The organism is Streptomyces sp. NPDC046465, assembly GCF_040646035.1.
Lineage (GTDB): Bacteria > Actinomycetota > Actinomycetes > Streptomycetales > Streptomycetaceae > Streptomyces.
The window spans coordinates 190468-211067 of record NZ_JBEYZK010000001.1 but is presented as its reverse complement, the minus strand read 5'-3'; the positions used below and the strand labels follow the sequence as shown (position 1 = coordinate 211067).

The following is a 20600-nucleotide window of genomic DNA, read 5'->3' as shown; positions in this document are numbered from 1 at the left end:
ATTTCCGATGCGCCGCTGGAGTCTCGCTTGAGAGAATGGCTGTCATGGTTCAGACGCCCTCCACCGCTTACACGGCCGACACCGACACCGACACCCATACCGACGCCGACACCGGCTCCGCCCCCGCATCCGCCCCACGGAAAAGATCCGTCCCCGTGTGGGCGGTGCTGCTGACCGCCTGCGCGGGCCAGTTCCTCGTCGTCCTCGACGTGTCCGTGGTGAACACCGCGCTGCCGTCGATGCGCGCCGACCTCGGCATGAGCGCCATCGGCCTGCAATGGGTCGTCAACGCGTACTCCATAGCCTTCGCGGGCTTCATGCTGCTCGGCGGGCGGGCCGGAGACCTCTTCGGGCGCAAGCGGATGTTCCTCGTCGGACTCGCGCTCTTCACCGTCGCCTCGCTCGGCGGCGGCCTCGCGCAGGCCGAGTGGCAGCTCCTCGTCGCGCGGGCCGTGCAGGGCCTCGGCGCCGCGATCCTCGCGCCGTCGACCCTGACGATCCTCACGTCGGCGGTGCCCGCGGGCGCCGCGCGGGCGCGGGCGATCGGCGTCTGGTCCGCGGTCGGCGCGGGCGGCGGCGCGGCCGGCGGACTGGTCGGCGGGGTCCTCACCGACCTGCTCTCCTGGCGCTGGGTACTCCTGATCAACGTGCCGGTGGGCGCCCTGGTGATCGTCGCGGGCCTGGCCTGGCTCACCGAGAGCAGGGCCGACCGGACGCGCCGCCTGGACGTGCCGGGCGCGATCCTGGTGACGGGCGGCCTCGCCACCCTCGCGTACGGCATCGTGCAGACCGAGGAGAAGGGCTGGACGGCGGCCGCCACCCTGCTGCCCCTGGCGGCGGGCCTCGCGCTGCTCGCGGCGTTCCTCGTGGTGGAGTCGCGCACGAAGGTGCCGCTGATGCCGCTGAAGCTGTTCAAGGTACGGACGGTGTCGGCCGCGAACGCCGCGATGTTCGTGTGCGGCGGCGGCATGTTCGCCATGTGGATGTTCATGACGCTCTACACCCAGAACGTCCTCGGCTACTCGCCGCTGAAGTCGGGCCTGGCCCTCATGCCGTCCTCGTTCACCGTCGTCCTCGGCTCGATGATCGCGCCGCGCCTGATGCCGGTGATTGGCGCGAAGAACGTCTCCGTGCTCGGCATCGTGGTGGCCGCCGCGGGCTTCGGCTGGCAGTCGACGATGACGGTCGACGCCGCGTACGTCACCTCGATCATGCTGCCCGGCATCGTGATGATGCTGGGTGCGGGCCTCGCCACCACCCCGCTCGCCTCGCTCGCCACGTCGAGCGCCAGGGCGGACGACGCGGGTCTCGTCTCCGGCCTGGTCAACACCTCCCGCACCATGGGCGGCGCGCTCGGCCTCGCGGTGCTTTCCACGGTGGCCGCCGCGCAGATGAACGGCTCGACGTCACCGCAGGCACTCACCGACGGGTACGCGATGGCGTTCCGGACGAGCGGGTTCATTCTGCTGGCGGGCGTGGTCGTGCTGCTGCTGTGGATGCCGGGGGCGCGGACGGCCGCGGCGGCGAAGTCGTCGTCACGCTGAGCCGGTTACTGGCTGAGCCTGTTCCTAGGGGGCTGGGGCTGGGGCTGAGGCTCGGGCCGGGTCGGGGCTCGGGGCGGGGTCGGGGCCGGGGTGGCCACCGCCCCTACAACCACCCCTGGTGCCGCGCCTCGCGCACGGCCTCCATCCGGTTCCGCGTCCCCGTCTTCCCGATCGCCGCCGACAGATAGTTCCGCACGGTCGACTCCGACAGATGGAGCTTGCCCGCGATGTCGGCGACCGTGGCGCCGTCCACGGAGGCCTTGAGGACGTCCGCCTCACGGTCGGTCAGCGGGTTCGGCCCCGCACTCAGGGCGGCGGCGGCGAGCGCCGGGTCGATGACCGTCTCGCCCCGCAGCGCCCGGCGGATCGAGTCGGCGAGCTCCTCGACGGGCCCGTCCTTGACCAGGAAGCCGACCGCTCCGGCCTCCATGGCACGGCGCAGATAGCCGGGCCTGCCGAAGGTCGTGAGGATGAGAACCCGGCAGTCGGGGCACTCCGCACGCAGGTCGGCCGCCGCCTCCAGGCCGCTGCGGCCCGGCAGTTCGATGTCGAGCAGTGCCACGTCGGGACGCGCGACCAGCGCCGCGTCGACGATCTCGTCCCCCGCACCGACCTGCGCGACGACCTCGAGATCCTCCTCCATGCCGAGCAGCAGGGCGAGAGCGCCCCGCATCATGCCCTGGTCCTCGGCGAGCAGAACTCTGACGCTCTTGGTCGGGCGGTGGTCCTGCGGCATCTCGTCCATGTGCGAAGAGTACGTGCGGAGTTGCTGGTCAGAGCGGCAAGAAGCCCTGTGCGGCGCGAGGCCGGTCCGAGTGCTTCTGGAGTGCTGGTCCGGTACCTGTCGCCCAATGTCACTGGGCCGTCAGATCGGAGATGGGAGCTCCAATAGCGAACGTGGAGGAATAATCCATCCTTTGACCAGCCAGATAGACCTTCAGGTGACTCAGTGGTTGATCGGCTCCGCCGCATTGGTTGAGGGGTACGCCGATGGGAATACCAGCGAGGTTTCCGTCGGCCGTTCCGGTCCCGGTGCCAGCCTTCCCCTGGGCATGAGCTGCCGTATGGCGATTGGCACAGTTCGTGCCGAAGGCGGGGGAAAGAAAGTCGCCGACCCCGCCGGCCATGGCAGGTGCTGCGGTTGCGACACCGGCGCCGACAGCGACGACGACCAGTCCCAGGGCGGCGGCGATACGATGGAAAATCATGCATGGACAACGAGGGGCAGGCGCCAAAGTCACAGAGCTGCGGTGGCGTTGGGCCTGCCCCGCCTCCGGGCTTATGGGCCCAATTCGTAGACGGTTCCCCCGCCGTGGACGAGCACCAGGATGGCGAGTAGCCCCGCCCGCAGCGGACGGACGAGCGAGGCGGGTAGGTGCTGTTACGGCGCTTCGGTCTCCAGTGCTGCGCAGACCTCCTGCATGCTCGGCCGGTCGTGCGGGTCGTAGCGCAACATGTCGTTGATCAACCATCCGAGTGGCCTCGCCACGTTCACAGGGCGATGCGACCTGTCGACGACCGCTCGGCGCTGCTCTGCTCTGGACGCGTCATCGGGGTATTCGACATGGCGCCATCCCGTCGCGGCCATGAACAGTGTTGCGCCCAACCCGTACACATCGGCTTCCGGTGTCGGTGTGGCCTTACCACTTTTCAATACGCTGCGGCTGATCTCCGGTGCTTCGTAGTGAACGAGACAACCCCGGTACGGGAAATCGAATCGCTTCGGGATCTCCGCGCCGTGAACCAGAGCCAAGTCGATGAGCGCCGCACCAGTGCGCTCACTGTCGAGGATGAAGTGCGCCGGTTGGACGTCCCCGTGCACGTACCCCTTGTCGTGCAGCTCTGTGAGAGCGCGAGCGCATGCGTGGGCATCACGAATCGGCGGATTACTCACCTCTTGCCGAGTGCGATGGGGGGTCCACACGGCTTGTAGGTCCGTCCCCTCGTACCAGGGCTGCACGTTCCAGGTCCCTCGGTCCCACACTCCGTAGGCGGCCGTGACGCTGCCAAGCTCTTGCAGCACTGCCCCTTCGCGCGCGGGAGCGAGGGCAGTCCATTCGGCAGCTTCCCAGCGATCCGTAGCAGTGATCGGGTATCCGAGTTTCACGGCGTACTCGGCATCCTTGCTCCGTACGCGCCACACGGTGGAGCCCCGCCGATGAGCCACCACAGCCGACTCCGAGATGTCCAGGATGGAGATGATCGGCCCGGGGATCGAGGGCTGTTCGGGGGTTGGCACGGGTGTCCTTTCTGGGTGGCAGAGCCGACCCGTGCAACCACGGACCGGTTCTGCCACGGGTGCCCGGTCGCTACTCCGGAAGGGGGCGGTTACTGCTGGCCGTACGGCCGTCCGCAGTCCGCGTCGCACTGCGCGGCGTTTTCGCCGTTCACGGACCACACGTTGTCGAGGACCCGGAAGCCCGCGCCCTTAACGGCGAGCGCCGACGCGGTGACTTTCTCGATGGTGCGTCGGCCCGGACCGGGTTCGGGGCTGTGATGCAGAAAGCGTCCCGCGAACGTCTGGCAGAACTCGGCGTATGCCTGGGTGTGCAGGATGAACGCGTGCAGGCCGTCGTCCACGTCGTCGGACGGCATCATGCCGTTGCTCGCCATGGCGGCGGTGGCGACGAATGCCAGCGCCTGATCCGTGATGGCTTCGGCCTGGCCCTGCGGGTGCTTGAACTGCAAGCGCACGAAATGCGCGATGCTGGCGAACAACTCTTCACTGACGAGCGCGCGCCCAGTCTTGAGTGGGGTGGTCGTTGCTGTCATGGCGTGTTCCCTCCTGGTTGGAGTGGTGCACTGCACGAACGCCCGTCCCTGCCGTATCCCCTTGCCAGACGGGGGAGCCGGTTCGGATTCGATACGGCAGGGACGGGACCCCGTTCCGCTCTCTGTCGCGACTGCCCCGCGGGGTCCAGGCGGGGTTCATGCGGCGGGGAGTGGAAGTCTGTTCATCCCGCGTCGGCGGGCTCGCCTCGCTGATACAGAGGCAGTCGCATGCCGAAGTCGTGAGCCCGAGCGGCTGCACGCACGCGTGCCGCCTGGTAGGGGAAGGCAAGGGTGTCGAGTCTGCCCATGGGCACCCACTGGAGGGCCGACAACTCGTCGGCAGCGCTCTGGGGCAGGGTCACCGCGGCGGCTGGGTCGGGATCGAGCACCCCGCCGTCCACGACGATGTTGTACCCCTCGGCGCTGCTGCCGTCCTCGCTCGCGGGCACCTGGTCGATGACCAGTGCGTGCGTGATGTGGCGCTTTACTCCGGTCTCCTCGAAGAGTTCGCGGACTGCGCCAGCAGCGACGGTCTCGCCCTCGTGTACGCCCCCGCCCGGGAGCTGCCAGCCCTGTTGTTCGTCCGCATGCTTGTATTTCGGCCTGACCATCAGCACGTCTCCGTGGCGGTTGCGGATCAGAACCACGGCTCCGATGTGGCGGCGGGGCGGGTTGGCAGGGTCTAGGTCAGCGTGTGTCATCGGGCTTCCGTCCTGTTGTGGGGATGAAGTCCCGCCGCCGGACGGGGGGTTGGTGGCCTTCGCCGGCCCGTCCGGAAGCGGAAGGATCAGGGGTGAGCGACGGGCCGCGCGAGCAGCCACCCGACTACCCCCCACGCGGTGAACGCGGACACGATCACGAGCACCGTGCGCACGTGCCTCATGCGTCGTGCTGCGCGCTCCATGGGTTGGCTCCGATCACTGGCGATCTCTCTCTTGTCTCTACGCAACCGCGCAGACACTCTGAGCGGTACCGTTGCGGCGTCGCGGGAGTATGAAAGCCATGAAAGTTGGCTGCACGCGGGGAGTCGGGCATGGCCAGTCGCGGACCGAACCAGAACCTGAAACGGCTGCTGGGCGAGACAAGTTGGAGTGAGTCACAGCTAGCGCGGGAGGTTAACCGTGTGGGGGCTGAAGCTGGTACGCCTCTGCGCTACGGGCAGTCCGCGGTAGCGCACTGGCTGAGCGGGACGCTGCCACAACCCAAGGTTCGCCGGTTCGTTCTTGAAGCGTTGGCCCGCAGACTGAAGCGCCCCGTTACGCACGCTGAGGCTGGCTTCCCTACTTCGGCTCCTCAGGCGACCGCTCGCCCCGATACCGTGGAAGAGTTGATGGAGCTGGGGAGGTACGACATGGACCCGTCCCGCCGTGGCGTGCTAGGGGCCACGCTGTTCTCCGTTGCGCTCACCATTCCGGAATGGCCCGACGTGCTAGGGCGCCTCGCTGCTGTCGAGTCGGGCAAAACTCGTCGTATCGGCTTCCGCGAAGTGGATGCCGTAGCGGCTATGACCGAGAAAGTCTCGGAACTGGACGACCAGTTTGGGGGTCGGCACGCCCGCCCGATGGCAGCCGCATTCCTGGTCAACACGGTGGGCCCGCACCTCAAAGTCGATGCCCCCGAAGACGTACGCCGAGCGCTCTTGTCCGCTACGTCGGATCTTCTGTACCTCACGGGGTTCATGGCAGTCGATGAGGGCGTGCACGGCGTGGCCCAGCAGTACTACTTGAAGGCTCTTGAGCTTGCAGGGGCGGCAGACGACCACCTCACCTACTGCACAACATTGCGCGGCATGAGCCTTCAGGCCGTCGACCTCGGTCACGCTTCCCGCGCTGTGCGGCTGGCGGACTCCGCCGCTGCGGCGTCCCCTGCGGCTGGGCCCCGCATGCGGGCATTTCTGGCTGGGCAGCAAGCTCACTCTTACGCAGCGAGCGGCGATCGAAGCAGCGCTCTTTCCTTCATCAAGGAGGCGGAAGTGGCCATGGACAAGGCAGAATCCCGAGCCAAGGCATTCGGTAGCTACGCCCCATCGTCACTTGCGTACCACGTCTCCCAAGTCCGCTATGCCCTTGGTGACAAGGCGGGGGCAGTGCAGTCCTTGAAGGAATCCGACAGGTTGAGGGACAGCCACTATCGACGTAGCAGCGTCCGGTACAACGCACTGTTGGCTGAACGCCAACTAGAGGTCGGGCACCTGGAAGAAGCGTGCGCCACATGGCACCGCGTTCTGGATGACTACCCGCTTGTGTCGTCAGGTAGCGCCGACGAAAAAGTCCAGCGCATGAAGTCGCTGGTCCGCCCTCACCTGCGCAACCAGGCTGCCCGTAGCTTGTACGAGCGCGGACGAGCCGCCACCGTCTCCGTGTAACCCCCGGGGTAAGCCACTCAGCTCGCCACTCTTCCCGTTCCAGAGCGGCGGACCTTTCGTCGCAGTCAGACAGCCAGTCCCAGGGACAGGAACACGGCTCGTCTGTACCGGTCGGGTGGGCTCAACTCCGGCCGAAGCGATGCCCGAAGCGGCTTCCGTGGCCATGATCGAACAGCTTCGAAAGGGCACCCCGTGACGAGCGAAGACCCGCAGTGGTTCACGTCCTCCTACAGCAGCAACGGCGGCGACTGCATCGAGGTCGCCGCAAACCTGGCCGCTTCGCGCGGTGTGGTCCCCGTCCGTGACTCCAAGGACCCGTCCGGCCCGGTCCTGGACTTCGCCACCGGTTCGTTCACTTCCTTCGTGGTGAGCGTCAAGGCTGGAGAGTTCGGGTCCATCTGACAAGTCGGCCCGCCCGACTCGTTCAAGGCAGCCCCACCGTGCTTGGCACGGTGGGGCTTCGCTGTGCCCTGCACGCGACGACGAAAGCGCCGCACGCCGCTCAGTCGATGCAGAACTCGTTGCCCTCGATGTCCAGCATCGGGATGCACGCGTCGTTGCCGTCATACAGCGTCTGTACGTGTACCGCGCCGAGCGGGATCAGGCGGGCGCACTCGGCCTCCAGTACGGCGAGGCGTTCCTCGCCCACGAGTCCGGTGCCGACCCGGACGTCGAGATGCACCCGGTTCTTGACGGACTTTCCCTCGGGGACGCGCTGGAAGTACAGGCGGGGGCCTTCCCCCGAGGGGTCGGTGCAGGCGAACCACGCGTCCTGCTCCTCGGGCGGCTGGGCGCGCTTGTAGTCGTCCCACGTGGCGAAGCCCTCCGGGGGCGGCGGTACGACATACCCCAACACCTCGCACCAGAAGCGGGCGAGACGCTCCGGTTCCGCGCAGTCGAAGGTGACCTGGAACTTCTTGATCGACGTCATCGGGACACCGTAAGGATCAGTTGGCCGCGGCGAAACCCCCGGGGTCATGCCGCCGGTCCGGCTCCATGGCCGGGAGCGCCGGGAGTACGGCCGTGACGCGGAAGCCGGAGCGGGGCGCCGGGCCGGTGGTGAGTGAGCCGCCCGCTGCCGCGAGACGTTCGGCGAGACCCTTCAGGCCGCTGCCGGGCGGCCCCGAGCCCGCGCCGCGGCCGTCGTCCGTGATCACCAGGCGGGTGTGTTCGGAGGTGCCCGTGACCTCGATGTCGCAGTGGGCCGCGCCGGAGTGGCGTACGGCGTTGGTGACGGACTCGCGGACGACCCAGCCGAGGAGCGCCGCGGTCTGCGGGGCGAGCGGCGGTCCCGACTGGCGGACGACCGCGCCGATCCCGGCGGCCGCGAGCAGATCGCGGGCGCAGTCCAGTTCGGTGGCGAGGCTGCCCTCGCGGTAGCCGGTGACGGCCTCGCGGATCTCGGTGAGCGCCTGTCGGCCGACGGACTCGATGTCGGAGACCTGGCCGAGCGCCGCGTCCAGGTCGCGCGGGGCGATGCGGCGGGTCGCCTCCGCCTTCACCACGATCACGGAGAGCGTGTGGCCGAGCAGGTCGTGCAGGTCGCGGGAGAAGCGGAGGCGTTCCTTCTCGACGGCGGTGCGGGCCAGTTCCTCGCGGGTGTCGCGCAGTTCGCGGACCGCCTCGGAGAGCGAGAGGATCGCGGCCGTCACCATCGTCGACAGAAACGTGGCGTAGGCGACGTTCAGCGCGCCCCAGCCGTCCCTGAACCCGCCGATGAGACCCGCGAGCGCGCTCAGCCCCAGGCCGATGGGGCCGAGGCCCCGGCCGCGCACGATCGCCCCCGCGGCGAGGCCGAGCAGCGGGAAGAAGAGCAGCCAATTGCCTCCGTAGCCGACGGCGAGACCGACGGTCAGCAGGCCGAGCGCGATCAGGGCGACCAGCGTGGCGCGGGCCTGCCGCTTCTCCTTGTCGAAGGCGCGGAACGCCAGGAAGACGTAGAGGGAGTTGAAGACGAAGATCCCGATGCCGCCGACCCAGGGGTTGGGGGTGCGGCCCTGGAGGAGGTGGGAGACGGCGCCCAAGCCCATCAGGAGCCAGGGCAGGAGTGCGAATCCGGTGGGCGGCGGACCGAGGTGGTCGGCGTTGTTCTGGCCGTCCGCGCCACCCTTCCACTGGCCGCCCTTCCACCGGCCGCCCTTCCACCGGCCACCCTCCCGCCGGGCCGCCTTGCACCGCTTCCGCTCGGCCTTGCACTCGTCGCGGGCGCTCTTCCGCTCGATACGGGCGGTCCGCCACTCCCGCACGGAGTGGCCGACCCTGTTCTTCCCGGCCATGTCGGCACTCCCCGTCCTCGGCATCAGGCGGCCGCGGTGCGCGCGGACCGACGGTAGGAGACCACAGCGTACGAACCGAAGGCCAGCAGCCAGCAGAGCAGCACCGCCACCGTGACAAGGCCGGGCGCGCTGTGCTCGGTCACCGCGACCCCGAGCTCGGCGAACCGGTGCGTGGGCGTGTAGGCGGCGAGGGTGCGCAGCCAGTCGGGGAACAGGGCGATCGGGAACCACAGCCCGCCGACCACCGCGAGCCCGAGGTAGCAGGCGACGTTGACGACACCGGTCGTCTGGGCGGTGAGGCGGTAGCCGTTGCCGAGGCCGAGGAGGGTGAAGGGCAGCGAGCCGAGCCAGAGCAGCAGGGCGGCCGCCGCCCACTGCCAGGCGTCCATGCGTACGTCGTTGACCAGGCCGCCCGCGGCGAACACGGCGACGATCGAGGGGAGCACGGTCACCGAGCCGTTCAGGGCCCGGCCCGCCACGACCTCGCGCGGCGACATCGGGGTGACCCGCAGCTGCCGCAGCCAGCCGATGGTCTTGTCCTCGGCGACGCCGGTGCCGGTGTTCATGGCCGCGCCCAGCGCGCCGTACGCGGCCATGCCGACCATCGACTGGGTCTTCCAGGAGCCCTGGTCGTCCCCGCCGATGTTGGTGAAGAGCAGATACATGAGGACCGGCATGGCGACCGCCGAGATCACATAGCCGGGGTCGCGCAGCGTTCTGCGGATCTCGAGGCGGAGGTAGGCGAGCATCACAGGGTCTCCAGAGCGGTCGCGTGGGTGGTCGCGGGAGTGGTCGCGGCGGTCGCGGCAGCGGCGCGGGACGAGGTGAGGGCGAGGAACGCGTCCTCCAGTGAGGGCGGCGCGACCGCGAGACCGCGGACCGCGCCGCGCGAGGCGAGCGCGAGGACCGTCGCGTCCGAGTCGTCGCTGCGCAACAGGGCCCGGTCGCCGCGCACTTCAAGGCCGAGCACGCCGGGCAGTTCGGTCAGGCCCACCGTGCCGCCGCCCGCCAGGTCGAAGGAGACGAGGCTGCCGCCCGCGGCGCGGCGCAACTGGTCCCCGGTGCCGTCGGCGACGATCCGGCCGTGGTCGATGACGACGATCCGGTCGGCGTGGGCGTCGGCCTCCTCCAAGTAGTGGGTGGAGAACAGGACGGTGTGGCCGCGCCGCGCGTAGGAGCGCATCGAGGTCCAGAAGTCGTGCCGGGCCTCGACGTCGAGCGCCGCGGTCGGCTCGTCGAGCACGAGCAGCGCGGGGTCTCCGACGAGCGCCACGGCGAACCGCACGCGTTGCGCCTGGCCCCCGGACAGCCGGTCCACGCGCCGCCCGGCGAGCCCCGCGATGCCCGCGAGGTCCAGGGCGCGGGCGACGGGCATCGGCTCGGGGTAGGTCTGCGCGACGAAGGCGACCAGCTCGCGGACGGTGACGCGCGGCACCTGGCGGCCCTCCTGCAGCATCGCGCCGACCTGCCCGGCGGCGGCGGCCCGGCCCGGGGCGCGCCCGAAGAGCCGCACCGTGCCCGCGTCGGGCTCGTCGAGGCCGAGGAGCAGGGACAGGGTGGTGGACTTGCCCGCGCCGTTGCGGCCGAGCAGGGCGACGGTCTCGCCCCGCTGGATCTCCAGGTCCACCCCGTCCACGGCACGTACCGGTCCGAAGGCCTTCACGGCCCCCGCGAAGGCGACCGCGGGCGGCCCGCTCTGCGTTGTCTGCGTCATGACCACGACGCTACGGAGCGGGGGGCGGCCGTCGGCAGATGCGCCTGTACCGACTCGGCCAGTACAAATGTCACACGTGGACCGGTCGGAGCGGCGCCCCTACCTGACGCCCTGTCAGGAGTCTTCACAACCGTCGTGGCCTCGGCTATACATGGGACGGCCGGACTGGAACGCGTTCTAGAACGAGGCTGTTCGTGCGTTCTGGGACAAGGCTGTTCGCGCATCCTCAGGAGAGGCTGTTCGCGGATCGCCCCTCCGGCCCTGTTGCGACCTCGGTGCGGACGACGGTGCGGACGGCCGCACCGAGGTCTTCGATCACCGGCCCAAGGAGCTGCCCCCAGATGCCCATTGACGCAGTGAAGGCCGTGGCCGCCGAGCCCCGGTCCGCCGAGATCGCCTGGGACCACAAGGACATTCAGCTCTACCACCTGGGACTCGGCGCCGGACGGCCCGCCACCGACCCGGCCGAGCTGCGCTACACGCTGGAGTCCCGGCTGCACGTCCTGCCCAGCTTCGCCACCGTCGCGGGCGCGGGCATGGGCGTCGTCGGCGGCCTCTCCGCGCCCGGCATCGAGGTCGACCTCGCCGCCGTCCTGCACGGCGGCCAGAGCATCACGCTGCACCGCCCCATCCCTGTCAGGGGCGAGGCCGTCAGCACCTCAAGGGTCGCCGCGGTGTACGACAAGGGGAAGGCCGCGATCCTCGTCCTGCGCACCGAAGTCGCCGACGCCGACGGGCCGTTGTGGACCAGTGACGCCCAGATCTTCGTGCGCGGCGAGGGCGGCTTCGGCGGCGACCGAGGCCCCTCCACCCGCCTCCCCGCCCCCGAGGGCGACCCCGACCTGGAGGTCGAGCGCCCCGTCCGCGAGGACCAGGCACTCCTCTACCGCCTCTCCGGGGACTGGAATCCGCTGCACGCCGACCCCGAGTTCGCCGTGCTCGCCGGCTTCGACAAGCCGATCCTGCACGGCCTGTGCACCTACGGGATGACCCTCAAGGCCGTCGTCGACACCCAGCTCGGCGGCGACGTGTCCCGGGTGCGCGGCTACAGCACCCGCTTCACCGGCGTCGTCTTCCCCGGCGAGACGCTGCGGATCCGCATGTGGCGGAGCGAGGGCCGGGTGCAGGCCACGGTCACCGCCGTCGAACGGGACGACGCGCCGGTCCTGGCCGACACCGTCGTCGAGCACGCCTGAGTCATCGAGCACGCCTGAGTCATCGAGCACGCCTGAGTCGTCGAACACGCCTGAGTCCGCCCGGGCGCCCCCGAATCCGCTCGGGCCCGCCCGGATCTTCGTACGAGAGGAGCCGCACCATGCGCGCAGCCGTACTGCACGAGACAGGCCAGGACAAGCTCGAAGTCCTCGACGACATCGAGACGGCGGGCTTTGGCCCCGGCAAGGTGAAGATCCGGGTCCGGGCCACCGGACTGTGCCACTCCGACATCTCGGCGATGAACGGCGTGCTGCCGCAGCCCGCGCCCTTCATCCCGGGCCACGAGGGCGCGGGCGAGATCATCGACGTCGGTGACGGCGTGACCGGTCTCGCCCAGGGCGACCGCGTCCTCCTCTGCTGGCTCCCCGCCTGCGGCGCCTGCCCCGCCTGCAAGCGCGGCCAGACCCACCTGTGTCTCGCCGGGTTCATGAACGCGGGCACCCCCAACTTCAAGCGCCCCGGCGGCGACGTATTCGGCTTCGCGGGCACCGGCACCTTCGCCGAGGAGGTCGTCGTCGACGCCGGGTGCGCCGTGCCGATCCCCGACGACGTGCCCTTCGACATCGCGGCGCTGATCGGCTGCGGCGTGACGACGGGGCTCGGCGCGGCCGTCAACACCGCCGATGTGGCGGCCGGTTCGTCGGTCGCCGTGATCGGCTGCGGCGGCGTCGGCATCTCCGCGATCCAGGGCGCCCGGCTCAAGGGCGCGGCACAGATCGTCGCGGTCGACCCGGTCGCCTCGCGCCGGGAGGCGGCGCTCACATTCGGCGCCACCGAGGCGGTCTCGCCCGACGAACTGGCCGACGCCAAACAGCGGATCACCGCGGGCGAGGGCTTCGACTACGTCTTCGAGGTCGTCGGCAAGTCGGTCACGGCCCGCACGGCGTACGAGACGACGCGGCGCGGCGGCACGATGTGCGTCGTCGGAGCCGGAGCCATGGACGACCACCTGCAGTTCAACATGTTCGAGCTGTTCTTCGACGAGAAGCGGATCCTGCCCTCCATGTACGGCGGGGGCGACGTCCTCACGTCGTACGAGCGGGCCATCGCGCTCTGGCGGGCGGGCCGCATCGACCTGGCGGGCCTGATCACCCACCGCGTGCAGCTCGCCGAGGTCAACGAGGCGCTGGAGCAGATGCGTACGGGCGCCGCCCTGCGCACCTGCATCGAGATCTGACCGCCTCCGCTCAGCTCGATTCAGCTCCGGAAGGGACTTCGATGTCACTGCCACTTGAGGGGCCGCTTGAGGGCCTGACCGCGATCGTGACCGGAGCGGGCCGGGGGCTCGGCCGCGCCGAGGCACTGGAACTGGCCCGCCTCGGCGCGCGCGTCGTCGTCAACGACTTCGGGCAGCCGGGCCGCGACGGCTCGGGGGAGGCCTCGGCGGCGCCCGCCGAGGAGGTCGCCGCCGAGATCCGGGCGGCGGGCGGCGAGGCCGTCGCCCACACCGGCGACGTCGCGGACCACGAACAGGCCCGCGCGCTCGTCCGGTCGGCGGTCGACACCTACGGAAAGCTCGACATCCTGGTCAACAACGCGGGCATCCTGCGGGACCGGATGATCTTCTCGATGAGCGAGGCCGAGTGGGACTCGGTCATCCACGTCCACCTCAAGGGCCACTTCAACACCACCCACTTCGCGGCGGCGCACTGGCGCGAACGGTCGAAGGCGGCGGGCGGCCCGGTCTACGGCCGGATCGTCAACACCTCGTCCGAGGCCTTCCTCGCGGGCTCGGCGGGCCAGCCCAACTACGCGGCGGCGAAGGGCGGCATCGTCGGCCTGACGACGTCGACGGCGCTGGCGCTCGCCAAGTACGGCGTGACCGCCAACGCCATCTGCCCCCGCGCCCGTACGCGGATGACGGAGGACGTCTTCGCGGGCTTCCAGGAGCCCGCGGAGGGCAGGCTCGACCCGCTGGCGCCCGAACATGTCTCGCCGTTGGTCGGGTACCTGGCCTCGCCCGCCGCCGCGCAGGTCAACGGTCAGCTGCTCGTGGTGCACGGCGGGATGGTCGCGATCGTGGAGCGGCCCAGGGTGGCGGCGAAGTTCGACGCGGCGAAGGAGACGTTCACCTTCGACGAGCTGGACGAGGCGCTGTCGCCGTACTACGCGGGGCGGCCGCCGAATGAGACGTTCGCGGCGGCGGAGGTGCTGGGGCTCAAGCGGGACTAGACGAAACAACCTCGCCCCCGTGCCGCTTGTGGCGGCGCGGGGGCGAGACCTTTCTGCGGAGTCTGCGGAGTCTGCGGAGTTCGCGGAGTTCGCGGAGCCTGCGGAGTCCGCGGAGCGTCGGGTCAGGATCGGTGCTGCTGGTCCTGCCTGCGGTGACGTCCCTGCGGCGCGGCCGCCTCGTCGTGCTCGGCCACCGGGCCCCGGTGCTTGCCGGCCCCGGACCCCGCGCCGGTGGGCACGGTCGACGGCCACCGTGATGCGGTGTTCTGTAGCGTCTCCGTGCAGGTTTCGGTCGTAGTCAAGCCATTCACCCCGTAAAGAAGATCGTTCGTACAGCCGGGCGAGTCTAACGGTCGCCCGTGCGTACGCCGAGGGGTGCCTGCTGCAGGGGGACGGGGCGTGCGACAGCGGGATGCGGGGGGTCTGCCGGGGGAGGTGGTGCGCTTTCCCGCACGGGCCCGACGCCGTCCCGCACGGGCCCGACGCCGTCCCGTACGGGCCCGACGCCGTCCCGCAGGGGGCCGGTGCCCGGCGCGGGCCCGCTCACCCGGGCCACCCCGCACGGCTCCGCGGCCGTCGCGTACGGCAGGCGCAGGAGGCCGTCTCGGGTCCACCATCCCGAACCGGCCAACCACCCCTCGGGGGACGCTAGTTGGAGCACTTTCCGGTCGGCGGGCCGCCACAGCCCGAGCCAACTGCCGCTACCACTACCGCCACTACCGCCACCGCCGCCTCCACCGCCCCCGGGGCCGTCGATCCGCAGCGCCACCGCGCAGGCCTCCGGCGTCAGCACCTGCCCCGGCTGGATCGCGAACGGTGTCACCGTGAGGTCCGGCAGTCGCAGGCACTCGGGAAAGCGCACCGGCCGCGTACCGCCGAGGACGCCCCAGCCGAGGCGGGGCCCGCCGGGCCCGCCGGGGGCGTCGGAGCGGATCAGGAGCAGGCCGCTGTCCGCGTCGGCGAGGAGCAGCCGGTCGTCGCTCTCCTCCGCGATCTGCAGGAGCGGGGAGACCTCGCCGCCGCGCTCCAGATCCACCGCGACCGTCTTGGTGCGCCCGTCCAGCTCGCGGTCGAGCGCGAGCATCCGTTCCGTGCCGTCCAGCCAGACGCCGCCCGAGCAGCGGCCGGGCACCGAGGCGAGGTGCTCGGGACCGAAGGTGCCGCCCGCCACCAGCCAGATGTCCGAGGAGCGGGCGCCGGGCGCGACGGCGTACGCGCGGTCGCCGCCCGGCGCCGGAGGCAGCAGGCTCAACTCGCCGCACTCCACGGCCCCGAGCGGTACCGCACCGGTGCCCGGGCCCGTCGGGTACAGCAGGGCGAAGGTGTGCCGCTCGCCCACCACGCGGTGGATGAGGACACGGCCGTCGGCCATCGGATGCACCTCCGTGGACGGCTCCTCGGGCTGGTTGCCGGGCAGGGGCACGGCGTACGGCTCGGGGGAGCCGAGGGTCCAGCGTTCGGGGTACCAGGAGTCCGGGGCACCGGCGGCGCGGGCGAGGCGCGCCGCGTACGAGCCGTCCGCCGCGATCGTGCACCCCGCGGGACGGGCGGGGACGCGGACGCGGACGCGGGTGGGGCCCGGGGTCGGGGTCGGGACTGGAACCGGGGCCGGGGCCGGAACCGGGGTCGGGGCCTGGGTCGGTGGCGGCGCTGGTGGCGCAGTCATCGTGATGTCACCTCCGGCCCCGAAGCTAGTTTTCGCACGCACTGACGTGGCACCGACGAGCGTCCGCTTCACACAGAAGGGTGGAGATGTCCCGATTCGCCTGAGGGGGCGGGGGCGGTTGTGCTGTGAGGGGGGCCGACGACCACCGCCGCAGCCCCGTCAAGTAGCCGCACCGTAGCGTTCCGTAACGCTCGACCTGTGGGGTACGCGGGGAAGGTAGCCTTTCTCCGTGCCCCGTCTGTCTGAAGTCATCACCGCGCTCGACGCCCTGTGGCCCGCCGATCTGGCCGAGAGCTGGGACGCGGTCGGCACGGTCTGCGGAGACCCCGACGCGGAGGTCTCCCGGGTCCTCTTCGCCGTCGACCCCGTCCAGGAGATCGCCGACGAAGCGGTGACCCTGGGAGCCCAGCTCCTGGTCACCCACCACCCCCTCTACCTGCGGGGTACGACGACGGTCGCGGCGTCCACCTTCAAGGGCCGGGTCGTCCACGACCTGATCAAGCACGACGTCGCGCTGCACGTCGCGCACACCAACGCCGACCGCGCCGACCCGGGCGTCTCCGACGCCCTCGCGGGCGCGCTCGACCTCCGGATCCTGCGCCCCCTCGTACCGGATCCCACCGACGGGCAGGGCCGCCGCGGCCTCGGCAGGGTCTGCGAGCTCGCCCACCCCCTGACCCTGCGCGAGCTGGCCGAGCGCGCCGCGAAGCGGCTGCCCGCCACCGCGCAGGGCATCCGCGTCGCGGGTGACCCGGACGCGCTGATCCGCACCGTCGCGGTCAGCGGCGGCTCCGGCGACAGCCTCTTCGACGACGTGCGCGCCGCGGGCGTCGACGCCTTCCTCACCGCGGACCTGCGCCACCACCCGGCGTCCGAGGCCCGCGAACGCAACGCCCTCGCGCTGCTCGACGCGGCGCACTGGGCCACCGAGTGGCCCTGGTGCGAGCTGGCCGCAGCCCAGCTCGACGAGATCTCCGACCGGAACGGATGGGGCCTTCGCGTCCACGTCTCGAAGACGGTCACCGACCCCTGGACCGCCCACGCGGCCTCACACGACGACTCAAACGACTCAACAGGAGCCCCCAACTGAACGCCGCGCCCGCCGACCAGATCCGACTGCTCGACGTCCAGGCCCTGGACGTACGCCTGCAGCAGCTCGCGCACAAGAAGAAGTCCCTGCCCGAGCACGCCGAGATCGAGTCGCTGACCAAGGACCTCACGCAGCTGCGCGACCTGCTCGTCGCCTCGACGACCGAGGAGAGCGACTGCGCCCGCGAGCAGACCAAGGCGGAGCAGGACGTCGACCAGGTCCGTCAGCGCGCGGTCCGCGACCAGCAGCGCCTGGACTCCGGCGCCGTCACGTCCCCCAAGGACCTGGAGAACCTCCAGAGGGAGATCGCCTCGCTGGCCAAGCGCCAGGGCGACCTGGAGGACGTCGTCCTCGAGGTCATGGAGCGCCGCGAGTCCGCGCAGGAGCGGGTCGCCGAGCTCACCGAGCGCGTCTCCTCCGTCCAGTCGAAGATCGACGCCGCGACGGGGCGCCGTGACGCCGCGTTCGGGGAGCTCGACGGCGAGACCGCCACGGTCGGCAAGGAGCGCGCGGTCGTGGCCGGCTCGGTCCCGGCCGACCTGCTCAAGCTCTACGACAAGCTGCGCGAGAAGGAGGGCGGCGTCGGCGCCGCCAAGCTCTACCAGCGGCGCTGCGAGGGCTGCCGCCTGGAGCTCAACATCACCGAGGTCAACGAGGTGAAGGCGGCGTCCCCGGACACCGTGCTGCGGTGCGAGAACTGCCGCCGCATCCTGGTCCGCACGTCCGAGTCCGGCCTCTAGGGGCCGTGTCTGTGCCTCCAGGAGCCGTGCCCGTGCGGGAGTTCATCGTCGAGGCCGACGGCGGGTCGCGGGGCAACCCGGGGCCCGCCGGGTACGGCTCGGTCGTCATCGACGCGGCCACGGGGGAGACCCTGATGGAGGCCGCCGAGTACATCGGCGTCGCGACGAACAACGTCGCCGAGTACAAGGGCCTGGTGGCCGGGCTCAAGGCGGCCCACCAGCTGGACCCGGCCGCCTCGGTGCACGTCCGCATGGACTCCAAGCTCGTCGTCGAGCAGATGTCGGGCCGCTGGAAGATCAAGCACCCGGACATGAAGCCGCTCGCCGCCGAGGCCGCGCGGGCCCATCCCCCGTCCCGGGTGACGTACGAGTGGATCCCCCGCGAGAAGAACAAGCACGCGGACCGGCTCGCGAACGAGGCGATGGACGCGGGCAAGCGGGGGGAGCGGTGGTCGCCGTCGGCGTCCACGGCGGAGTTCGACGCGAGGGCCGCACGGGCGGCAGCCGAAGCGGACGGCGGCGAGTCCGGGACGGATGCACCGACGGATGCACCGATGGATGCGCCGACGGATGCGCTGACGGATGCGCCGACAGGGGAGAGCGCCGACGCCCGAGCCGCGCGCAACGCCGCCGCCCCGCCCGTCGGCTGGGCCGCCCCCGCCGACCTCGGCGCCCCCGCGACCTTCGTCCTGCTCCGCCACGGCGAGACCGCGCTGACGCCCCAGAAGCGGTTCTCCGGAAGCGGCGGCAGCGACCCGTCCCTCTCCGACATCGGCCGGGCCCAGGCCGAGCGCGCCGCCACCGCCTTCGCCGCGCGCGGCACGATCCAGGCGATCGTCTCCTCGCCGCTGAAGCGCTGCCAGGAGACCGCGCGCACCGTCGCCGCCCGGCTCGGACTCGACGTACACCTCGACGAGGGCCTGCGCGAAACGGACTTCGGGGCCTGGGAGGGGCTGACCTTCGGTGAGGTGCGCGAGCGCCATCCGGAAGAGCTGAACGCCTGGCTGGCCTCGCCGAAGGCGGCGCCGCCCGGCGGCGAGTCGTTCGCGGCGGTCTCCCGGCGGGTATCGGCGGCGCGCGACCGGCTGACCGGTACGTATGCGGGCCGCACGGTGCTGCTCGTCACGCACGTCACGCCCATCAAGACGCTGGTGCGGCTCGCGCTCGGCGCCCCGCCGGAGTCCCTGTTCCGCATGGAGCTCTCGGCGGCCTCGGTCTCGGCGGTGGCGTACTACACCGACGGCAACGCGTCCGTACGGCTCCTCAACGACACGTCCCACCTGCGCTAGACCGCCGCCACGCCCTGCCGTTCAGCGCAGGGCCGCAGCCTCGCGGGCCAGGGCCTCGACCCGGTCCCAGTCCTTCGCCGCGACGGCATCGGCGGGGAGCATCCAGCTGCCGCCCACGCAGCCGACGTTCTTCAGCGCCAGGTACGAGGGCGCGGAGGCCGGTGTGATCCCGCCGGTCGGGCAGAACCGTGCCTGGGGCAGGGGCGCGCCGAGCGACTTCAGGTAGGCGGTGCCGCCGGCGGCCTCCGCCGGGAAGAACTTCATCTCCCGTACGCCGCGTTCGAGCAGTGCCACGACCTCCGAGGTCGTCGAGACGCCGGGCAGGAACGGCACGCCCGAGCCCCGCATGGCGTCGAGCAGCGTGTCCGTCCAGCCCGGACTGACCAGGAAGCGGGCGCCCGCCTCCACGGAGTCGGCGACGTTCCGCGCCGAGATGACGGTGCCCGCGCCGACCACCGCGTCCGGCACCTCGGCGGCGATGGCCGAGATCGCGTCGAGCGCGACCGGCGTCCGCAGGGTCACCTCGATCGCGGGCAGCCCACCCGCGACCAGTGCACGCGCCATCGGCACGGCGTCCGCGAGGTCCGAGACGACGACCACGGGGACGACGGGGGCGAGGTCGAGGACCGAGGCGGACGCGGACGCAGACGCTTGCTCGGGCTCGGGCTCGGCGGACGTGTGGGGGGAGGGCGCGGAGGAGGTCATGAGGGCATCCTGCACCGGTGCGTGCAGCATGCGCAAAGGGTGTTGCGCATGCTGCAACGGCCGGTCCCACCCTGTCGCTCGCCCGGCCTCGCCCTGCCACTCGCCCGGTCTCGCCCCGTCAGTGGATCTCGCGCACCACGACGTCGAGGGCCCACGGCTTGCCCGCCTTGGCCGGAGCCGCCGCCTCCACCACGTGCCCCAGGTCCCGCAGCGCCTCGACCAGCTCGGCCGGGCCCTTCGGCTCAGCGCCCGTCGTCAGCAGCGAACGGACGATCCGCCCCTTCGTCGCCTTGTTGAAGTGCGAGACGACGGACCGCTTCTCGGTACCGGTCTTCTCGTCGACCTGAGCGTGCAGCACCCGTACGGTCGCCGTCCGCTCCGCGACCTCACCCTTCGGCTTCCACGCCGCTGCGTACGCGGACGACCGCAGGTCGAGGACGAGCCCGGCGCCCGCAGCCTCGGGCAGTACGTCCGCCATCGGCCCGCGCCAGTACGGGCCCAGCGCGCCGAGTCCGGGGAGCTTGACGCCCATCGAGCAGCGGTAGGAGGGGATCTTGTCGTGCACGCCGACGGCGCCCCACAGGCCGGAGAAGACGAGCAGCGAGCGGGCGGCGCGGCGCTTGGCGGCGGCGTCGAGCGAGGCGAGGTCCAGGGCGTCGTACAGGACGCCGGTGTAGACCTCCCCGGCCGGACGCGCGCCCGCCGTACGCAGCTCGGCGTTCTTCGCGACCTCGCCGCGCAGCCCCTCGCTGAGGCCGAGCACCGTCCGCGCCTTCTCCTCGTCCGCGGAGCACAGCTCGACGAGCTCGTCGAGGACGGCCTGCCGCGCCTCGGTGAGCCCCGGCAGCGAGAGGGTCTCCGGCTTGAGCGGGGCTCCGCGCCCGGAGGGTGCCTTGCCTTCGGACGGCGGCAGCAGGACGAGCACGATCGGACTCCTTCAGGGGTACGGGGGGGAGGGGTGCGGCCCCTGCGAAAGGGTACGGGGCGTCTGTAGGCGACGGCGCTTGAGCGGACTCCGGGGCGGCGGGGGGAGAGCGCACCCCATACCCTCA

At 71.2% G+C, this 20600-nt stretch carries 23 protein-coding genes; 9 read left to right on the top strand and 14 right to left on the bottom strand.

Features of this window, described 5'->3' with window-relative positions; all coding sequences use genetic code 11:
• The first annotated feature begins 44 nt into the window (after positions 1–44).
• On the top strand, positions 45–1544 hold the full coding sequence (locus ABZ953_RS00955) for an MFS transporter (RefSeq protein ID WP_361714563.1): 1500 nt from the start codon (positions 45–47) through the stop codon (positions 1542–1544).
• A gap of 103 nt (positions 1545–1647) precedes the next feature.
• Here ABZ953_RS00955 and ABZ953_RS00950 read toward each other — a convergent pair whose 3' ends face one another.
• From ABZ953_RS00950 to ABZ953_RS00930, 5 genes are all read right to left on the bottom strand, one after another.
• Positions 1648–2289, bottom strand: coding sequence for a response regulator transcription factor (locus tag ABZ953_RS00950; protein ID WP_361714560.1), 642 nt, complete (start codon positions 2287–2289; stop codon positions 1648–1650).
• A 109-nt stretch (positions 2290–2398) separates the two neighbouring features.
• On the bottom strand, positions 2399–2752 hold the full coding sequence (locus ABZ953_RS00945) for a chaplin family protein (RefSeq protein ID WP_361714557.1): 354 nt from the start codon (positions 2750–2752) through the stop codon (positions 2399–2401).
• A gap of 173 nt (positions 2753–2925) precedes the next feature.
• Positions 2926–3783, bottom strand: coding sequence for a protein kinase (locus tag ABZ953_RS00940; RefSeq protein ID WP_361714555.1), 858 nt, complete (start codon positions 3781–3783; stop codon positions 2926–2928).
• 89 nt (positions 3784–3872) lie between these two features.
• A complete protein-coding gene (locus ABZ953_RS00935) occupies positions 3873–4316 on the bottom strand; it encodes a hypothetical protein (RefSeq protein ID WP_361714552.1) in 444 nt (147 codons plus the stop codon).
• Between the two features lie 182 nt (positions 4317–4498).
• Positions 4499–5017: an NUDIX hydrolase gene (locus tag ABZ953_RS00930; protein WP_361714549.1), complete on the bottom strand. Its 519-nt coding sequence runs from the start codon at positions 5015–5017 to the stop codon at positions 4499–4501.
• 650 nt (positions 5018–5667) lie between these two features.
• Between ABZ953_RS00930 and ABZ953_RS00925 the strand changes: the two genes are divergently transcribed.
• Complete coding sequence (locus tag ABZ953_RS00925) at positions 5668–6681, top strand: transcriptional regulator (protein WP_361714546.1); 1014 nt, start codon at positions 5668–5670, stop codon at positions 6679–6681.
• 192 nt (positions 6682–6873) lie between these two features.
• Positions 6874–7083 carry a DUF397 domain-containing protein gene (locus ABZ953_RS00920; RefSeq protein ID WP_361714543.1) on the top strand — a complete coding sequence of 70 codons (210 nt, stop codon included), beginning with the start codon at positions 6874–6876 and terminating at the stop codon, positions 7081–7083.
• Positions 7084–7183: 100 nt separating this feature from the next.
• Here the strand turns inward: ABZ953_RS00920 and ABZ953_RS00915 are convergent, their stop codons facing one another.
• From ABZ953_RS00915 to ABZ953_RS00895, 5 genes are all read right to left on the bottom strand, one after another.
• The gene (locus ABZ953_RS00915) at positions 7184–7612 is read right to left on the bottom strand and encodes a VOC family protein (protein ID WP_361714540.1); all 429 of its coding nucleotides are present in this window, start codon (positions 7610–7612) and stop codon (positions 7184–7186) included.
• 16 nt (positions 7613–7628) lie between these two features.
• Complete coding sequence (locus ABZ953_RS00910) at positions 7629–8957, bottom strand: sensor histidine kinase (RefSeq protein ID WP_361714537.1); 1329 nt, start codon at positions 8955–8957, stop codon at positions 7629–7631.
• A gap of 23 nt (positions 8958–8980) precedes the next feature.
• The gene (locus ABZ953_RS00905; protein ID WP_361714534.1) at positions 8981–9706 is read right to left on the bottom strand and encodes an ABC transporter permease; all 726 of its coding nucleotides are present in this window, start codon (positions 9704–9706) and stop codon (positions 8981–8983) included.
• A complete protein-coding gene (locus tag ABZ953_RS00900) occupies positions 9706–10671 on the bottom strand; it encodes an ABC transporter ATP-binding protein (RefSeq protein WP_361714531.1) in 966 nt (321 codons plus the stop codon). The genes ABZ953_RS00905 and ABZ953_RS00900 overlap by 1 nt, the downstream gene beginning before the upstream one ends.
• Positions 10672–10897: 226 nt before the next feature.
• Positions 10898–11020, bottom strand: a complete 123-nt coding sequence (locus ABZ953_RS00895; RefSeq protein WP_361714528.1) for a hypothetical protein — start codon at positions 11018–11020, stop codon at positions 10898–10900.
• On the opposite strand from ABZ953_RS00895, the gene ABZ953_RS00890 reads away from it, so the two are divergent.
• The 3 genes from ABZ953_RS00890 (at position 11013) to ABZ953_RS00880 (ending at position 14058) form a co-directional block, all read left to right on the top strand.
• Complete coding sequence (locus ABZ953_RS00890) at positions 11013–11867, top strand: MaoC/PaaZ C-terminal domain-containing protein (RefSeq protein WP_361714525.1); 855 nt, start codon at positions 11013–11015, stop codon at positions 11865–11867. The two genes, ABZ953_RS00895 and ABZ953_RS00890, sit on opposite strands and share 8 nt — an antisense overlap.
• Positions 11868–11986: 119 nt before the next feature.
• A complete protein-coding gene (locus ABZ953_RS00885; protein ID WP_361714522.1) occupies positions 11987–13063 on the top strand; it encodes a Zn-dependent alcohol dehydrogenase in 1077 nt (358 codons plus the stop codon).
• 41 nt (positions 13064–13104) lie between these two features.
• Positions 13105–14058 carry a 3-oxoacyl-ACP reductase gene (locus tag ABZ953_RS00880; RefSeq protein ID WP_361714519.1) on the top strand — a complete coding sequence of 318 codons (954 nt, stop codon included), beginning with the start codon at positions 13105–13107 and terminating at the stop codon, positions 14056–14058.
• Between the two features lie 122 nt (positions 14059–14180).
• Here the strand turns inward: ABZ953_RS00880 and ABZ953_RS00875 are convergent, their stop codons facing one another.
• A complete protein-coding gene (locus ABZ953_RS00875; RefSeq protein ID WP_361714516.1) occupies positions 14181–14360 on the bottom strand; it encodes a hypothetical protein in 180 nt (59 codons plus the stop codon).
• Positions 14361–14404: 44 nt separating this feature from the next.
• Positions 14405–15724, bottom strand: coding sequence for a hypothetical protein (locus tag ABZ953_RS00870; RefSeq protein ID WP_361714513.1), 1320 nt, complete (start codon positions 15722–15724; stop codon positions 14405–14407).
• Between the two features lie 229 nt (positions 15725–15953).
• Here ABZ953_RS00870 and ABZ953_RS00865 point away from each other — a divergent pair, with 229 nt between their 5' ends.
• The 3 genes from ABZ953_RS00865 to ABZ953_RS00855 are packed head-to-tail and all read left to right on the top strand — an operon-like array spanning position 15954 to position 18843.
• Complete coding sequence (locus ABZ953_RS00865) at positions 15954–16814, top strand: Nif3-like dinuclear metal center hexameric protein (protein ID WP_361714511.1); 861 nt, start codon at positions 15954–15956, stop codon at positions 16812–16814.
• Positions 16811–17554 (top strand): C4-type zinc ribbon domain-containing protein, encoded by a 744-nt coding sequence (locus tag ABZ953_RS00860; RefSeq protein ID WP_361715598.1) that lies wholly within the window; start codon positions 16811–16813, stop codon positions 17552–17554. Before ABZ953_RS00865 ends, ABZ953_RS00860 begins: the two co-directional genes overlap by 4 nt.
• Positions 17555–17586: 32 nt before the next feature.
• Positions 17587–18843 (top strand): bifunctional RNase H/acid phosphatase, encoded by a 1257-nt coding sequence (locus tag ABZ953_RS00855; RefSeq protein ID WP_361714509.1) that lies wholly within the window; start codon positions 17587–17589, stop codon positions 18841–18843.
• A 21-nt stretch (positions 18844–18864) separates the two neighbouring features.
• Here ABZ953_RS00855 and eda read toward each other — a convergent pair whose 3' ends face one another.
• Both eda and yaaA read right to left on the bottom strand, forming a co-directional pair.
• Entirely contained in the window at positions 18865–19548 is a 684-nt protein-coding gene (eda, locus tag ABZ953_RS00850) for a bifunctional 4-hydroxy-2-oxoglutarate aldolase/2-dehydro-3-deoxy-phosphogluconate aldolase (RefSeq protein ID WP_361715595.1), read from the bottom strand.
• 118 nt (positions 19549–19666) lie between these two features.
• Positions 19667–20473 (bottom strand): peroxide stress protein YaaA, encoded by an 807-nt coding sequence (gene yaaA / locus ABZ953_RS00845; protein WP_361714506.1) that lies wholly within the window; start codon positions 20471–20473, stop codon positions 19667–19669.
• Positions 20474–20600: the final 127 nt, after the last annotated feature.

Bases quoted from the DNA above. Each gene is read 5' to 3' on its own strand.
- ABZ953_RS00895 (WP_361714528.1), bottom strand. From the start codon at position 11,020: ATGGGCATCTGGGGGCAGCTCCTTGGGCCGGTGATCGAAGACCTCGGT.
- ABZ953_RS00900 (WP_361714531.1), bottom strand. From the start codon at position 10,671: ATGACGCAGACAACGCAGAGCGGGCCGCCCGCGGTCGCCTTCGCGGGG.
- ABZ953_RS00890 (WP_361714525.1), top strand. From the start codon at position 11,013: ATGCCCATTGACGCAGTGAAGGCCGTGGCCGCCGAGCCCCGGTCCGCC.
- ABZ953_RS00950 (WP_361714560.1), bottom strand. From the start codon at position 2,289: ATGGACGAGATGCCGCAGGACCACCGCCCGACCAAGAGCGTCAGAGTT.
- ABZ953_RS00880 (WP_361714519.1), top strand. From the start codon at position 13,105: ATGTCACTGCCACTTGAGGGGCCGCTTGAGGGCCTGACCGCGATCGTG.
- ABZ953_RS00935 (WP_361714552.1), bottom strand. From the start codon at position 4,316: ATGACAGCAACGACCACCCCACTCAAGACTGGGCGCGCGCTCGTCAGT.
- ABZ953_RS00925 (WP_361714546.1), top strand. From the start codon at position 5,668: ATGGACCCGTCCCGCCGTGGCGTGCTAGGGGCCACGCTGTTCTCCGTT.
- ABZ953_RS00905 (WP_361714534.1), bottom strand. From the start codon at position 9,706: ATGCTCGCCTACCTCCGCCTCGAGATCCGCAGAACGCTGCGCGACCCC.
- eda (WP_361715595.1), bottom strand. From the start codon at position 19,548: ATGACCTCCTCCGCGCCCTCCCCCCACACGTCCGCCGAGCCCGAGCCC.
- ABZ953_RS00910 (WP_361714537.1), bottom strand. From the start codon at position 8,957: ATGGCCGGGAAGAACAGGGTCGGCCACTCCGTGCGGGAGTGGCGGACC.
- ABZ953_RS00915 (WP_361714540.1), bottom strand. From the start codon at position 7,612: ATGACGTCGATCAAGAAGTTCCAGGTCACCTTCGACTGCGCGGAACCG.
- ABZ953_RS00955 (WP_361714563.1), top strand. From the start codon at position 45: ATGGTTCAGACGCCCTCCACCGCTTACACGGCCGACACCGACACCGAC.
- ABZ953_RS00885 (WP_361714522.1), top strand. From the start codon at position 11,987: ATGCGCGCAGCCGTACTGCACGAGACAGGCCAGGACAAGCTCGAAGTC.
- ABZ953_RS00945 (WP_361714557.1), bottom strand. From the start codon at position 2,752: ATGATTTTCCATCGTATCGCCGCCGCCCTGGGACTGGTCGTCGTCGCT.
- ABZ953_RS00870 (WP_361714513.1), bottom strand. From the start codon at position 15,724: ATGACTGCGCCACCAGCGCCGCCACCGACCCAGGCCCCGACCCCGGTT.
- ABZ953_RS00930 (WP_361714549.1), bottom strand. From the start codon at position 5,017: ATGACACACGCTGACCTAGACCCTGCCAACCCGCCCCGCCGCCACATC.